The sequence below is a fragment of the Streptomyces sp. NPDC054842 genome, from assembly GCF_053611025.1.
Genome location: NZ_JBSGZN010000014.1, coordinates 66,668 through 81,228 on the forward strand (window position 1 = coordinate 66,668; position 14,561 = coordinate 81,228).

The following is a 14,561-nucleotide window of genomic DNA, read 5'->3' on the forward strand; positions in this document are numbered from 1 at the left end:
CGCGCAGGCCGTGCGCGGCCGACGTGAGGCCCGGCGGTCATGCCGGAATGTTGGTGTTCGGCAGGTCCACTCAGCGCGGACCTCGTGCGGCCGTCTCCTCTACAGAGGACCGCAACCGCCGCACGGGCCGGATGCCGGTGAGAACAGCTCAGCCGAAGTCGGGGATGGGATCCGTCGGCACGAGGGCGGCGGCGATCCGCTGGGCGAGCAGGTGGGCGGCGTGGCCGTCGGCGGTCTTGGGACCCTGCGTCGTCGAGACCGCGATGGCCAGACGCTTCGACGGAAGGTATGCCTGGGAGGCGGAGTACCCGAAGAACAGGGGGTGTTGGGCCACCCAGTCACCCAGGACGAGTAGGCCCATGCCGTAGTGGGTGGCCTCGCTGTTCGTACGGCAGACCGTCACGGGGCACTTGGCGGTGGCGCGGCCCAGGTTCACCGTTCCCGGGCTGAGCAGCTCCTTGTAGGAGGACTCGGAGAGCAGTTCGCCGGAGCCGATGCCCTCGGCCGAGCGGGCCAGGTCGCAGATGTCCGTGGTCTGCACCGCGCCGGGTGCGGTGGTCCACGAGGGGTTCCAGAAAGTGGATTCCTCATACGTCCCGCGGTCGGCGGTGAAGGCGTGCAGGACCGGTGTCGGGATGTCCGGGGTGAAGCTGTTGCGGGTCTCGCGCAGTCCGAGCGGGCCCAGGACCTGGCGTTGCAGGAGGACGTCGAGCCGGGTTCCGGTGATCTTCTCCAGGGCGGCGCCGAGGAGGACGAAATTGGCGTGCGAGTAGCTCCAGTTGATGCCCGGCTTGTACCAGCGAGGCTTGCTGGTCACCAGAGCCACCAGCTCCTTGGCTGTCCACTGGCGGAACGGGTTGGCGACGACGGCTTTCTGGAACTCGGGGAGGGGGACGTAGTCCACGAGACCGGTGGTCGACGCGGCCAGCATGCGCAAGGTGATCTTCTTGGCCTGCGGGAGGTCGGGCAGCCAGCGTGCGACGGAATCGTCGAGACCGACCTTGCCCTGGTCGACCAGCTGCATGAGGGCCGTGCCCATGTAGCTGATCGCGATGTTGCCGTTCCGGAAGTGCATGGCGGGGTCGGCCGGGACACCGGTCATCGACTCGCCGAGTGCCGTCGTGATGACCTCGCGGTCCCCGGCCGTGACCCGCAGGATCACGGACTTGAGGCCCAGCTCGGCCTTGGCCTGCTCGGCGATCTTCAGGACCTTCTGCGCCGGCCCGCTGTCGGACGGGCCGGAACTGGTACAGGGCCGGCGCTGTCCGCCGTCGCGCGCCGCGTCGCCGGCCGCGGTGACCGGGGTGCTGAAGCCGACGAGCGCGGTGAGCGCGGTGGTTGCGGCGACCGCGGCAAGGCGAGACCTTGATGGGGGAGGAGCTGCTCTCATGGCCGGAGTATCGAGCGACGGCGAGGCCCGGCCCGGTCCTTGGCCCGCCGACCCGCCCAACATCACCCGTCAGGCAGCACGCGCGTCGGCCTACGTCGCCGCACAGGCCTCTGAGGCATACCGCGCCGCCGGTGTGTTCACGTCCAGGATCCGGCCTGGCACACTACTTCTGTGACTCGACCTCGGCAGCGCGACCGCTCCCTCGAAGTGAGGGCGACCGCTGGCCGGACCCGACGGGCGACGCGACCCGCCTCATCAGGACCGCCCACGCGCTGCGGCGTAAACCGGTCGGTGAGCTGACAGTTGAGGACATGAGGCTGCTCATCGGGCAGAACGAGGGTTTGCCCCACCTCCTTCCGCTGGCGTTGGAGGTCTTGCGCCGGGATCCGCTGGCCGAGGGCCACATGTACGAAGGTGACCTGCTGTCCGCAGTGCTGACCAGGAGTCCCGAGGTGTGGAGCAGGTCGCCTGAACTCGGGAGTGAGCTCCGCCGAATCGTTTCGGGGCTGAGCGATCCGGCACCGAAACTCAAGCGCGAAGTGGAGCGCTTCCTGGCTCTGTAGAGGGAGAGGGGAACTGGTCTGTTCGGTGACCCGGGCACCCTTGGCTGTTGCGCAGCGGTCGCACCCGTACCGGTACGAGCACGACCCCGTTCCCACGACCTCGTGCTCCTCCCCGGCGACCTGGCAGCGGGACGCGTGCGGCGGCCCGTCAGCGGACGACGTCGAAGACGTTCTTCTGCACGCCGTTGGCGTAGGCCTCGTGCTCGACGAGCTTCAGCTTCTGCGCGTCCTTGTCCGTGGCACTGAAGAGCCGCTTGCCCGCACCGAGCAGCAGGGGGAAGACCAGCAGGTGGTAGCGGTCGATCAGGCCCGCGTCCGAGAGGGCGTGGTTCAGCGCGGCGCTGCCGTGGATGATGATCGGCCCGCCCTCGGTCTCCTTCAGTGCGGTCACCTCGTCCAGTGAACGCAGGATCGTCGTCTCACCCCAGTTCGACACCAGATCCTCCTTGGCGAGGGTGGTCGAGACGACGTACTTCGGCATCACCTTGTAGTCGGCGAAGTCCGCCATGTCGGGCCACACGGGGCTGAACGCCTCATAGCTGGTGCGGCCCATCATCATGGCGGACGCCTCCTGCTGCTCCCGGCCCTTGATCTCGAACGCCTCGGGAAGGAAGTCGATGTTCTTGAATGTCCACCCGGAGTTCCGGTAGCCGGGCTCGCCGCCCGGCGCTTCGACGACGCCGTCGAGGGAGATGAACGCGGTGCTGATCAGGGTACGCATCGAAGGTTCCTCGGTCTCTGGTGTTCCGCTGACAGTTCCCGGTCGCGCCCCCACCGCCCTCGCGGCTGTGGCGCGCCAACCATGAACTATGACGGCGGGCAGCGCGGAAAGTCATCGGTCCCCGCCCTTCTTTTCGGCGACCTCCCCCATCCGGGCGCCCACCGCCCGTGGCAGGGTTCGCGCGGACGTGGGCCGGGGCGGTCCGCTCGTTGAGATCGGTGAGGGATTCAGGTGTCCGTGGTGGCACCGATCTCGCTCTTTTCCCGTCTGTTCAGATGGCCGAACTCATCTTGCGAGGTGAGCACTTGGCACCCATCGACCACAGGGGGAGAAGGACCATGACCACTCCACATCGCATACCAAGACCTTTCGGAAGGCTCCCGGTCGTCGCGGCCGCGCTCGCCGCGCTCATGGCCGCAGGGACGGGGACGGCGACCCAGTCGGCCGCCTCGCCGAAGACTCCTGACAAGCCCCCCGTTCCGTCGCTCGCCTGGACGGACTGCCAGGGTGGCTTCGAGTGCGCGAACGCCGACGTCCCGCTCGACTACCGCGACCAGGACGGCAAGACCATCACCCTCGCGGTGATCCGCAAGAAGGCCGCGGACCAGACGAAGCGCAAGGGCACGCTGTTCATGCAGCCGGGCGGCCCCGGCAACTCCGGCGTGGACTTCGTGCGGAACAACTACGACGATCTGCCCACCGCGCTGCGCGACTCGTTCGACGTCTTCGGCTACGACGTCCGCGGAGTCGGCCGCAGTTCAGCGCTGACCTGCTTCGACGACGCGCGGTACACCCGGGCCGTCACCGAGGCGAAGGGCGTGCCCGGGCCTGACGCCTTCGGGCCGGCCCTGCGTCAGGCAGCCGAATTCAACCAGGCCTGCGAGGACAACGCGGGCGAGGTGCTGCCCTACATCGGCACCGAGTACGTCGCCCGGGACATCGACCTGCTGAGGGAGGCGCTCGGGGAGGAGCAACTCACCTACTACGGACGCTCGTTCGGGTCCTACATCGGGACCGTCTACGCGGCGATGTTCCCCGGGCGGGTACGGGCCCTGACCCTCGACGGCGCGTACGACCCGGTGCACTACGCGAACCGCCCCTACGCCTACGACCGGCCGCAGTACCTCGCGCTGGACGGCGCGATGAGCCGCTTCCTGGACTGGTGCGCCGCCGACCAGGCCACCTGCGGTTTCGGCGACGGCGACCCGCGTGCGGCGTTCGAGAAGCTGAAGGCCGACCTGGACGCCGGCCCCGTGCCCACCGCCAACGGCGGCCAGGCCAACGGCTACACCCTGGTCTACCGGCTGATGTTCAACATCAACGAGGGCAAGGTCATCTGGCCTTCGCTGGGCGCGGCGCTGCGCAAGGCTCAGCTGCGGGACAACACGTCCTTCCTGCTGCGGCCGCCGTCCCCGGCCAGCTTCGACTTCCTCGGCCCCAATGTGGCCGTCGAATGCGTGGACCGGGACTACCCGCGCAACCTGCGCCTGCTGGAGCGGAACGTCGAGGCCAACGCCGAGGCGGCGCCGCTGCTCGGTCCGGCGATGGCCTACGGGCCTCCGACGTACGACCACCAGCACGCCATCGCCTGTGTCCAGTGGCGTGGTGAGCGCCCCAGCCGTTACGACGGCTCCTACCGGGCCAAGGGCTCCGCGCCGATCCTCGTCATGGGCACCACCGGCGACCCGGACACCCCGTACCAGGACGCCGTCGCGCTGTCCCGGCGACTCGACAACGCCTCGCTGCTCACGTTCCGGGCCGAGGGGCACACCGCGTTCGGGCGCAGCGCCTGCGCGACGGACGCGGTGGTCGGCTACCTGGTGGACCTCAAGGTTCCCGCCTCGGGCACGACCTGCGCGGACGAGACGCAGCCACCGTCCTCGACGCCGACGAAGGCCCTGCCGGGCACCACGCTCGGCGAACTCCGTAACGGTGTCAACGAGCGCGTCGAACGCATAGGCGCCACGGACTGACGTTCCCGTGCCGCCCTCGGGGCGCCGGCCTCACGTGGTCGGCGCCCCGAGTCGACTTCCACAGGGGTACCGGCGGCGGCCGCGAGGGCACGCCCGAGCAAGCCGGCGGGGTCACCCAGACCCATGAGGATCTACGTACCTCGGCCGTTTTCCCTCGGCCGGTCCCACTCGGTGGGCCGTTTCGTATCGGCCGCTTCAGTAAAGGGTGAGCCCGTACGCCGAAAGGGACTCGGCGACCGGCTGGTAGTAAGTGAAGCCCCCAGTGCTGCAGTTGCCGCTGCTGCCGACGATGATGCCGAGGGCGGTGCCGCCCGAGAAGGCGGGGCCGCCGCTGTCTCCGGGCTCGGAGCAGATGGTGGACCGGAACAGCCCGTAGACGATTCCCCCGCCGTAGTTGACGGTGACGTTCACGGCCTGGACGGTTCCGCACCGGTAGCCGGTGGTTCGCCCGACATGGCAGACGGACTGTCCCACGACGGGGTTCGCCGCGCCGGTGATGTCGCGGGTGCCGAGGCCGGCGCCCAGCGTGACCTCGCCGGGGTAGGCGACCGTGGTGTTCGTGTACCGGATGCTCGCGTAGTCGTTGCCGGGGAAACTCACGCCCGCGGTGACGCCCACGGGGATGGTGCGAGCCGCGTCCGCATACCAAGTGGCCGCCGCTCCCTGCGCGCAGCGGCCCGAGACGAGTGCGTAAGTCGCTGTGCTGGAGCGGGCGTTGAAAGCGACGGTGCAGCGGGTGCCGGCGCTGTAGAGGGTGTCGCCGCCGCGTACGGCGACAGCCGCCTGCCGACTCTTCGGCTCCACGGCGTGGGCGGCGGGGCCGATGGCGGCGGACCAGCCGAGGAGCAGTGCCAGCACGACGGCTGCTCGGGCGACGGTTCGCCGGGGTCTTCCGGAAAGTACGGGACGCACGGGCGGCCTCCTGTGGTGGGTGACTGCCAGTCTGCGGCCGTCGCGGCGGGATGGTCAGGCCGAAAAGCCGCCAACCACGGGACGCCTCAGGGGCGATGGCCACCACTCAGGGCGTCGCGCGTACCTGCGGGCGCCGCTCACCGCCGTTCTCGTCCGGCATGCCAGGGGAGTGGCCGTGACTCCATGGCGTACGGACAGACCTCGGGGCGGCAACCGCATGCGTGGTTGCCGCCCCGAGGTCGCCGCGCGTTGCCGACCGTCAGCGCTTCGCGCGCAGGACGGGATCGGGCTCGGGGTGCGCGTCGGTCAGTTCCGGTTCCAGGCCGTCGGCCAGCTCGGTGGTGCGGCGCCCGATGTCGGTGCGCCAGGCCTCGAAGGCCCAGGCGGTGAGCGCGACGACGGCGAGCCCCAGGAGCCAGCCGCCCACCACGTCGCTGAACCAGTGCACACCCAGCGCGACGCGGGTGAAGCCGACGCCGACCACCGACAGCACCGCGAAGCACCAGCACACCGCCCGCCAGGCGCGCGGCACCATCGGCAGCAGGACCAGCAAGAGGATCGCGAAGGAGCTGGTGGCGGTCATGGCGTGGCCGGAGGGGAACGAGAAGCCGGGCGCGTGCGCGACGGGGTCCTCGAGGGAGGGCCTGGCCCGTTCGACGACCACCTTGACGAGCAGCCCGGTCAGTCCGCCGGCCACGGCCGTCACCGCGGACCAGGCGGCGAGCCGCCACGCCCTGCGGTGCAGCAGCCACAGGGTGAGCAGCGCCACCACGATGCGCAGGGTCACGGGATCCCAGACCCAGTTCGACAGGAAACGGAGGGTGTCGGTCCAGGCGGGGTGGTCGAGCGCGGTCTCGTTCAGCCGTCGCGCGGCGCCCGCGTCCAGCCGGCGCAGTGGCTGCCACTGGCCTTTGACGAGGATCAGCAGCAGGGCGAACGGCACCGCGGCCAGCGCGGCGAAGACGGCCGCGCCGAGCAGGCGGGCGCCGAACTTGCGGTCGGCCTCCCGGCGGCGGCGTTCACGCATACGGCGAGTGGTGAAGCGAAGCACCATTCAGACTCCCGGGTCGGTGTCGATCGGACCGGGGCGCATGGCCCGCGCGGCTTCCAGCTGCGCGGAGAAGGACAGTCCGAGGAACAGGGCGATGGACGTCAGGTAGGCCCACAGCAGCAGCGACATGAAGGCGCTCAGCGGACCGTAGACGGTGTCGAAGGAGCCGCTGATGCCGAGGTAGAGGCTCAGCAGCCAGGTGAGGGTGGTCCACAGCACCAGGTACACGGCGGCGCCGAAGGCCAGCCAGGTGTAGCCGGGCTGCTTGCGGCGGGGCGAGCGGCGGAAGATGGCGCTGGCGGAGATCAGTACGAGGAGCAGACCGAGGGGCCAGCGCAGGATGTTCCACGCGGTGAGCGTGCTGTCCTGGAGGTGGTACACCGTCACCGCCGAGGAGGCGAGGTCCGCTCCGGCGACCATCACGATGAAGCCCAGGCCCAGCGGCAGGCCGGCGCTGACGGACATCACCAGGCCGCGCAAGTACTTGAGGTGGAAGGGGCGGTCGCGTTCGTTGCCGTAGATGCGGTTCGCGCCGCGCTCGATCTGGCACATGGCGGTGGTGGTGTTGACCAGCGAGAACAACAGGCCGAACCACAGCGCCACTTGAGCTCCGTCGCCCGCCTTGCGCTTGCTGCGCTGCAGTGCGTCGTCCACCACCTCGGCGCTGGGACCCTGGGCGATCCGGTGGATCGTCAGCTCGGCGAGCCTGCCGATGTCCTCCGTGTGCAGGGCGGTCGACAGGCCGACGAAGGCGATGGCCAGCGGTATCACCGCGAGCACCGTCTGCAGGGCGAGTGCGCGGGAGTGCGTGAAGCCGTCGGCGTAGCGGAAGCGGACGAAGGCGTCGCGCAGCAACGGCCAGCGGCCGTAGCGGCGCAGTGACACCAGCGCCTCGTCGGCGGAGAGTTCCTCGCCGGTCATGTTCCTGGTTTCCGGGACCTTGGTCGCCGTACCCATCACTTACCCCCGGAAGGCAGCAGCATCGTCAGCGCGCCCGGGCGCACTTCCGCGGTCAGGCGCCGGCCGGGAGCGACCGGATCACCGTCGAGTTCGCGGCTCTGCTCGGCGTCGAAGGTGAGCTCGGCGCGCTCGAAGGTGAAGAACTCCACCGGTACGCCGGCGTCGGCGTCGTGCGCGGCGAGCGTGTCCACCGACGCGGGCCGGGGTGACCTCCCGCCTCGCAGCAGCGCCCCCAGGACGCGGAGCCAGCCGCTGGGACCGCGCGGGTCGAGGATGAGCAGGTCGAGACGCCCGTCGTCGCAGCGGGCGGCGGGCACGAGGGTGAGGCCGCCCTGCACGGTGCCGACGTTGGCGAACAGCACCATGCGGGCGGTACGGCGCAGGGCCGGTGCGCCGTCGAGCCTGATGGTCACGCGCATCCGGGGGGACCGCAGGGTGGTGATGCCGGCCAGGACGTACGCGGGCCAGCCCAGGAAGGACTTGGTCCGGTCGTCGGTGTTCTCCATGATCGCCGCGTCGAGTCCGGCCCCGGACATGGCGGCGAAGTGGGTGGCCTCCAGGTGGTCGCCCTCGATCCGGCCGAGGTCGATGTGGCGCACGGTTCCGCCCAGCGCCGCGTCGAGCGCGGCGGCGGGTGACAGCGGAAGGCCCAGGTTGCGGGCGAGCAGGTTGCCGGTGCCGCTGGGCACCAGGGCGAGCGGGACGCCGCTGCCGGCCATGGCGTCCGCCGCCGCACGCAGCGTGCCGTCTCCACCGCAGACGACCACGAGACTCGCGCCGCCGGCGGCGGCTTGGGCGGCCTGGCCGCCTCCCGGGTCCTCGATCGTGGTCTGCACGAACTCCACCGCACGGTGACCGTGTCGGTGCAGCACGTCGCGCAGCGCGGCGCAGGCGTTCTCATCGGTCACGGTGGGGTTGAAGACCACTACGGTGCGGCCCGCCGCCAGTTCACCGCGGCCGGCGCCGACGGCCGGTACGGGACGCGCGGCGGGAGCCGCGGTCACCACGGCGTCGGCGAACAGAGTCCGGCCGACGATCAGCAGCGACAGACTGCCGTTGGCGAGGCCGCCGACGAGGTCGGTGGGGTGGTGCATGCCCCGGTAGAGACGGGCGAGCGCCACCAACAGCGGTATCAGCAGCAGGAGTCCGCCGACGACCTTGCGCCAGGGCCCACGGATGCGGGACAGGGCGAGCACGGCCAGCCCGGCATACAGCGCGGTCGCCGCGCCCGTGTGCCCGGAGGTGTAGCTGGAGGTGGGCGGGGACGCGTCGAGGCGGTCCACCTCCGGCCGGTGACGGTCCACCGACTCGGTGATGACGAGGAAGACCAGCGCCTGCAGCGAGACGGCGACGGACAGGAACACTGCCTGACGCCACATCGGCAGCCGGGGTATCAGGACCAGGCCCAGGCAGACCGCGAGCGTGATGGTGATGATCGTGAGGGTGTTGCCGGCCTCCGACGCGAACCATGACAGGCTGGTGAGGAAGCCGGTGCGGTGCCGCTCGGCGCCTTCGTTGAGGTCGTCCTCGGCGGTCATGGGCCACACGTCGTGAGCGGGGCCTGTGATCAGCAGTCCGAGGCCCACCATGAGCGCGGCCTGGCAGAGCGTCAGAGCGCTGATCCGTGCGGCGGCGCGGCCGGTGCCGCGAGGCAGGGCGCGCAGACGGGCGGCCCGGACGGCTCCGGACGTTTCCCCAGGCAGGACGCCGGGTCTCTCAGGCACGGCGGTCGGCATCGGTACTCCCACAGGTCGGCGCCTCGCGGCGTTTTCTCGGCCGGGGGGTGTGCCCTCCCGATCACCGCCGTATGCCCGCGAAGCGGCCGCGCAGACCTGTGGATCGACCGCACGCTCTCCACATCACCACACGAACCTGCGGATTCACCCCCTTGCCTTCACGCCGACGGGGCCCGGTCAGGGCCCGGACGCCGCGAAGGTCCTGCTGTCGGACGACCGCGCCCTACGCTCGCCTGAACCCGTGGCTCCGCTCCACCTTCGCCACGTGCAGGGTGTAGCTCTCGTACCACTCGGCCCGCCCGCGCTTCTGCGCCGCGCGGTGCTCGGCGTCGGTCCGCCACTGGGTGAGGGCGTCGGCGTCGCGGAAGTACCCGACGGTGATGCCCAGCCCGCCGGGAGTCTGCGCGTGGTCCATGCCCAGGAACCCGGGAACGTCCTTCACCAGCTCCTCCATGCGCGCGTTGGTGTCGCCGTAGCCGCTCTGGTCCTGGGTCCGCACGGTAGTGAAAACCGCGACGTAGTAGGGGGGTTCGAATGCCTCGACGGGCACGACAGGCGCTTCCTGGTGATCGCTCATGACGTCACCGTAAGGCGGGTTGCGCACCGTGATCCAGCGTCTTTACCCGAAGGGAGACATGAGGGATCGGACTCTTGACCCAAGCCGTCCGAACTCCCCTTTGTGGGACCGCGCCACGGCTGGGTCGGCGGCGCGGTGACGGTACATGCGTCGCACGGCCACAAGCGGGACCCTTGCGCGTTCATCGGCAAGGCGGGCATCGAGGCACTCGCTGCTCACCGGGCTATCGCCCGCCCGGTCGGCGGGAGATGATGGTGCCCGACGAGGTGCTCTTGGATGGCTCCTTCGGACACACGGGTAAGCACGATCCTCATAGTTGGCGCTGTGGTCCTCTTCGTGGCCGTGGCCGTCGCGTGCCTGGTCGTTCTGCGCCGCAGAGGCGGGTCGGGGGAGCGGGGAGCGCTGGAGGGCGCCGCGGCGGAGCAGGGCCTCGCCCAGGGAGTGGCCACGGCGAACGCCGCGCGGCAGAACTCGGGGCCCTTCTAGCGTCGACCGGGGGCGATCGCCAAGGGCTGTAATGGCCGAGTGTCCAGGCGGTATAGCTCGCCTCACGGTCGTTGTCGCGCTGACGAGGTCCTGGACCGAGTTTCGACTTCGACGACCGAGGCGAGATGACTCGCCGCCTGCCACGCTTGGCCGCTCTGCTTCTGGACTAGGTTCGCCCGTGTACTCACCGCGCTGTGTTCGCAGTTTTCATCCCGACCTGTTGCTGTCGCCATGTGACGGTTAGTCAGGACCGCGCGCCCGCGAAATGGCGTGGCGCTCGGTCTGATCGGCGTGGAAGCTGGCTCACCGGAGGTACTGGAGATGAGCAGTGTCGTTCTGCGGCTGTCGGTCCGTGACTTTGTGTACGCGGACCTGTCGGTGTGCGGCTGGGCCGGGTCAGAACACCACCTGGCCCGCGTCGCCGAGCAGTTGGCGCGTGTCCGGCTCGGCGAGGTCGACTACCTTGCGGTCTGCCCCGCCACCGACATCCCCGTGGCGAAGGGCGGCATCGACTACCGCGTCAAGGACGGCGTCGGCACACTGTGGCAGCTCGCGGTCCACCCCGCACTGCAATCGTGCGGGATCGGCACGCTCCTGATCGAAGCCGCCGAAGCACGGATCAGGGACCGCGGTCTGCGCCAGGCCGAACTCGCGGTGGAGGAAAGCAATCCCCGGGCCCGCGCGCTCTACGAACGCCTGGGCTATGTCGCGTACGACCGCCGGCGCGACTCGTGGGACCAGCAGAGCCCTGATGGCTCGCTGCACCGCTACGAGACGGTCTGCACGGTGATGCGGAAGAGACTCGCGTAGGCACAGTCACCTTCGCGGTCTGTCCCGGTGAACGCGTCGCTTCTCCGGTGTCGGCGCGGTGGCCGGGCTCATACCGTGCCCTGTGTCGCGTGGCTTTGCAGAGGAGTTCGGCCGAAAGGGCCTTCCGCCGCCTTGGTCCGCTGCATGACGGTCAGGCGGTAGGCGAAGTACGCGGCGGCTGCGGCGGCCGCGAGGTGCAGCACATCGGAGACCATGTCCTGAGTCACCCCGGAGCTGACCTCGGCGAGCGTCGTGGCGTGCTTGTACTTGTAGGCGGCGACACGGGTGAACAGGCCGCTGGCCAGGAACAGGGTCCACCACAGGTGTACCGGCCACAGACGAGAGACGTACGGTTCGCCGTCGCGTGGGAGCGGCGTGGCTGCGGTCCACATGTCCGCTGCCACGCGGTGCGGCATCCACAGGTTGGCCAGCGGGACGAACCAGGCCCAGACGGCCCAGCTCGGTCCGTTGCGGAAACGGTCCGGGCCCAAGGGCTCCGTCTTGCGACGCATGTGGAGGAACCAGACGACGAAGACGATCACGCACGGCAGGTACACCATGACCTGGTACCGGGCGGCCGTGTCGTAGAGCGCCACGGCCGAGTCGAAGCCGCCACTCGGGGCCGCGGTGAACCCGCCGTCCGTTCCGATCGCCGACTTGAGCCGCAAGCAGGCCACCAGACTCAAGATGTCACAGGCGGCGGCGAGGACGAGGCCGGCCATCAGGCAGGCCAGGACGCTGAACGAGGCAAGCGGTGCCCAAGCCGGCGATGCCGGTTCCGGGCGCGATCCATCAACTGCGGACATAGTGGTGTGGCCCCCCACGGGCGTGATACGCGAATGGCCGCGGAAAGATCACGCGACTGACGCACGATACGTCGCCCTTGACGGCGCCGTCCATGGCGCCGTCAATAAAGATCCGCTGCTCAGTGCCCTGTGCGCGCCCGCCCTGTTCGCGCAGCCGTGTCGCCGAACACGGACCCGGACCCGAACGCGAACCCGGACCCGAACGCGAACCCGGACCCCAACGCGAACTCGGACCGAACCCGGACCCCAACGCGAACTCGGACCGAACCCGGACCCGAACCCGAACCCGGACCCGAACCCGGACCTGAACCCGAACCCGGACCCGAACCCGACCCCGGATCCGGACCACGGCGAGTCCCTCGCACCGGACGGCCCGATCCGGGTTCTCCGCCGCAGCGCGCCCGCCTGAGTGCCCGACAGTCAAACGATCTTGAGCATGGTGCCGGTCGCCTCAAGTGCGGCGATCTCGTCGGTCGGCGCTGTGCTGTCGGTGACGAGAGTGTGGACCAGGGCGGATGCGCCGACATGGGCGTGGGCGGTGCGGCCGAGTTTGCTGCCGTCGGCGGCGGCGATGACGCGGCGGGACGAGGTGATGGCCGCCTTCTTCACGGCGGCCTCGTCGAGGTCGTACGCGGTCATGCCGTCTTCGGCGCTCAGGCCGCAGCAGCCCAGGACGGCGGTGTCGAAGCGCAGCGCCGAGAGGGAGGCGAGGGTGAGGGGGCCGGTGAGGGTTCCCTCGCCGGGGCGCGGCCGGCCGCCGGGTACCAGGAGCGAGGTCGGTTCGGGGGCGTCACCGAGGAGGTGGATGGCTTGCAGCGACAGCGGCATCACGGTGACCTGCCGTCCGTGCAGCAGGCGCGCGACTTCGAGACAGGTCGTGCCGCTGTCGAGAAGGACGGTCTCGCCGTCGGCGATGAGCGACGCCACCTCCGCCGCGATCCGGCGTTTGGCGTCGACGGCTTCGTGGGCCCGCAGCGCGAAGGGAGGCTCGTCCCCTCGCAGGAGGAGGGCGCGCGCGCCGCCGCGGAACCGTTCGAGGACACCCTGTGCGGCCAGCTGGTCCAGATCCCGTCGGATGGTCATCTCCGACGCACCCGTCAGGGCGGCCAGCGCGGTGACTGTGGCCGTGCCCGCCTCCTGGACGGCCTGCGTGATCAGTCGGTGCCGCTGCACGGTGCTCATGCCTGCATTCAACACCACTCATAACGAACATTGAAGGTGTTTGAAATGACGGCTTTCGAACATGGCAACTGTTCGTTATGGTGGGCGCATGGAACGAGCGCTGCGCGCATCCCGCGTTGTCACCTTTGTCTATTTCGTGCTCAACGGCATGTTGCTCGGCATGTGGGTGGTACAGATCCCGGCCATCGAAGAGCGTGTGGGCATCAGCCACGCTGCTCTGGGCGGATTCCTGGTGCTGCTGGGGGCCGGGGCGTTCGTCGGCATGCAGGTCGGCGGGCGTCTGTCCGACCGGCTCGGCACGCGCTCCGTCGTGCCCCTGGCCGGAGTGCTGTGCAGCGCGACCCTGCTGCTGCCCGGCCTCGCCGAACGGCCATGGACGCTCGGCGCCGCCCTGCTGCTCTTCGGCTTCGGAAACGGCACGCTCGACGTCAGCATGAACGCGCATGCCGTACAGGTGGAGAAGGCGTACGGGCGGCCTGTCATGTCGGCCTTCCACGCCACGTTCTCCGTCGGCGGCGTCCTGGCCGCGCTCGCCGGTGCCGCGGCCGTCGGGGTCGGCTGGGGTCCGGCCATGACACTGGGCACCGCCGCGGGCATCGGCGTCATCACCGCGTTGGTGTCGGCCCGCGCGCTTCTGCCGGCTGCCTCGGCAGACCCGGTGGACGATGCCGAGGGCCGCACCACGGGAAAGAAGCGCGCCGTCGCCTCCCGGATCTGGCTGCTGGCCGTCCTGGCCCTGCTGGTCATGCTGTGCGAGGGAGCCGCAAACGACTGGAGCGTCCTGCACCTCAAGACCGTTCTGGACGCACCGGAGAGCACCGCGGCCTTCGCCTACGGGACCTACGCGGCCGCCATGACCGCGGGCAGGCTCCTCGCTGACCGGACAGCCGCACGGTTCGGGCCGGTGGCCGTGCTGCGGTACGGCGCGGCTCTGGCCGCCGTCGGCATCACGGTCGTGGCCCTCTCGCCGTGGATCTGGGCGGCGCTGACCGGGTGGGCGCTGTTCGGCCTCGGTCTGTCCGGCTGTATCCCACAACTGTTCAGCGCCGCGGGGCACGCCGACCCCGCGGCCGCGGGCACCAACGTCTCCCGGGTCGCCGGCCTCGGCTACATCGGCATGCTCGCAGGCCCCGCCGTCATCGGCTGGCTGACCCGGGTGACGGCCCTCAATCACACGTTCCTGCTGCTCACGCTGTTCTGCGCGACCGCCGCCGCGGCGGCCGGTGTCCTGCGGCCCGCTCCGGACCGGCCCCGCACGGTCGAGCTGACGTCCTGACCGCGCTTCCCCTGCCGCTTTCGACGTTCCGCCGCTGCCGCCGGCCACGGACTCCGCCCCTGCGCATCCGGGCCGGCTGGGACGGACGCGACCGCTCCGCCCCGGCTCCAGACCGGCG

The 14,561-nt window shown here is 70.3% G+C and carries 14 protein-coding genes; 5 read left to right on the forward strand and 9 right to left on the reverse strand.

The genetic code is table 11. The features are described from left to right. Positions 1-148: 148 nt before the first annotated feature. A complete protein-coding gene (locus ACWGIS_RS13730; RefSeq protein ID WP_453362590.1) occupies positions 149-1,390 on the reverse strand; it encodes a serine hydrolase domain-containing protein in 1,242 nt (413 codons plus the stop codon). Here ACWGIS_RS13730 and ACWGIS_RS13735 point away from each other — a divergent pair. Next, positions 1,369-1,953 (forward strand): contact-dependent growth inhibition system immunity protein, encoded by a 585-nt coding sequence (locus tag ACWGIS_RS13735; RefSeq protein WP_453362591.1) that lies wholly within the window; start codon positions 1,369-1,371, stop codon positions 1,951-1,953. The genes ACWGIS_RS13730 and ACWGIS_RS13735 overlap by 22 nt on opposite strands. Positions 1,954-2,101: 148 nt before the next feature. Here the strand turns inward: ACWGIS_RS13735 and ACWGIS_RS13740 are convergent, their stop codons facing one another. Beyond that, positions 2,102-2,674 carry a dihydrofolate reductase family protein gene (locus ACWGIS_RS13740; protein ID WP_453362592.1) on the reverse strand — a complete coding sequence of 191 codons (573 nt, stop codon included), beginning with the start codon at positions 2,672-2,674 and terminating at the stop codon, positions 2,102-2,104. A 338-nt stretch (positions 2,675-3,012) separates the two neighbouring features. On the opposite strand from ACWGIS_RS13740, the gene ACWGIS_RS13745 reads away from it, so the two are divergent. Beyond that, complete coding sequence (locus ACWGIS_RS13745; protein ID WP_453362593.1) at positions 3,013-4,647, forward strand: alpha/beta hydrolase; 1,635 nt, start codon at positions 3,013-3,015, stop codon at positions 4,645-4,647. A 195-nt stretch (positions 4,648-4,842) separates the two neighbouring features. On the opposite strand, the gene ACWGIS_RS13750 is transcribed toward ACWGIS_RS13745, so the two are convergent. The 5 genes from ACWGIS_RS13750 to ACWGIS_RS13770 all read right to left on the reverse strand — a co-directional run bounded on the left by ACWGIS_RS13750 (position 4,843) and on the right by ACWGIS_RS13770 (position 9,883). After that, complete coding sequence (locus ACWGIS_RS13750; protein ID WP_453362594.1) at positions 4,843-5,505, reverse strand: S1 family peptidase; 663 nt, start codon at positions 5,503-5,505, stop codon at positions 4,843-4,845. A 313-nt stretch (positions 5,506-5,818) separates the two neighbouring features. After that, positions 5,819-6,613 carry a phosphatase PAP2 family protein gene (locus ACWGIS_RS13755; RefSeq protein WP_453362595.1) on the reverse strand — a complete coding sequence of 265 codons (795 nt, stop codon included), beginning with the start codon at positions 6,611-6,613 and terminating at the stop codon, positions 5,819-5,821. Beyond that, positions 6,614-7,567 carry a YihY/virulence factor BrkB family protein gene (locus tag ACWGIS_RS13760; RefSeq protein WP_453362596.1) on the reverse strand — a complete coding sequence of 318 codons (954 nt, stop codon included), beginning with the start codon at positions 7,565-7,567 and terminating at the stop codon, positions 6,614-6,616. It abuts the gene before it with no gap. Beyond that, complete coding sequence (locus tag ACWGIS_RS13765) at positions 7,567-9,306, reverse strand: diacylglycerol kinase family protein (RefSeq protein WP_453362597.1); 1,740 nt, start codon at positions 9,304-9,306, stop codon at positions 7,567-7,569. Before ACWGIS_RS13765 ends, ACWGIS_RS13760 begins: the two co-directional genes overlap by 1 nt. 223 nt (positions 9,307-9,529) lie before the next feature. Next, the gene (locus ACWGIS_RS13770) at positions 9,530-9,883 is read right to left on the reverse strand and encodes an antibiotic biosynthesis monooxygenase family protein (RefSeq protein ID WP_453362598.1); all 354 of its coding nucleotides are present in this window, start codon (positions 9,881-9,883) and stop codon (positions 9,530-9,532) included. A 324-nt stretch (positions 9,884-10,207) separates the two neighbouring features. Between ACWGIS_RS13770 and ACWGIS_RS13775 the strand changes: the two genes are divergently transcribed. Both ACWGIS_RS13775 and ACWGIS_RS13780 read left to right on the forward strand, forming a co-directional pair. Next, complete coding sequence (locus ACWGIS_RS13775; RefSeq protein ID WP_453362599.1) at positions 10,208-10,369, forward strand: hypothetical protein; 162 nt, start codon at positions 10,208-10,210, stop codon at positions 10,367-10,369. 321 nt (positions 10,370-10,690) lie between these two features. Further along, positions 10,691-11,179, forward strand: a complete 489-nt coding sequence (locus ACWGIS_RS13780; protein ID WP_453362600.1) for a GNAT family N-acetyltransferase — start codon at positions 10,691-10,693, stop codon at positions 11,177-11,179. 68 nt (positions 11,180-11,247) lie between these two features. On the opposite strand, the gene ACWGIS_RS13785 is transcribed toward ACWGIS_RS13780, so the two are convergent. Together ACWGIS_RS13785 and ACWGIS_RS13790 are read right to left on the reverse strand one after the other, a co-directional pair. After that, complete coding sequence (locus ACWGIS_RS13785; RefSeq protein WP_453362601.1) at positions 11,248-11,856, reverse strand: DUF4328 domain-containing protein; 609 nt, start codon at positions 11,854-11,856, stop codon at positions 11,248-11,250. A 549-nt stretch (positions 11,857-12,405) separates the two neighbouring features. Then, positions 12,406-13,167 (reverse strand): DeoR/GlpR family DNA-binding transcription regulator, encoded by a 762-nt coding sequence (locus tag ACWGIS_RS13790; RefSeq protein WP_453362602.1) that lies wholly within the window; start codon positions 13,165-13,167, stop codon positions 12,406-12,408. 88 nt (positions 13,168-13,255) lie between these two features. On the opposite strand from ACWGIS_RS13790, the gene ACWGIS_RS13795 reads away from it, so the two are divergent. After that, positions 13,256-14,443 (forward strand): MFS transporter, encoded by a 1,188-nt coding sequence (locus ACWGIS_RS13795; RefSeq protein ID WP_453362603.1) that lies wholly within the window; start codon positions 13,256-13,258, stop codon positions 14,441-14,443. Positions 14,444-14,561: the final 118 nt, after the last annotated feature.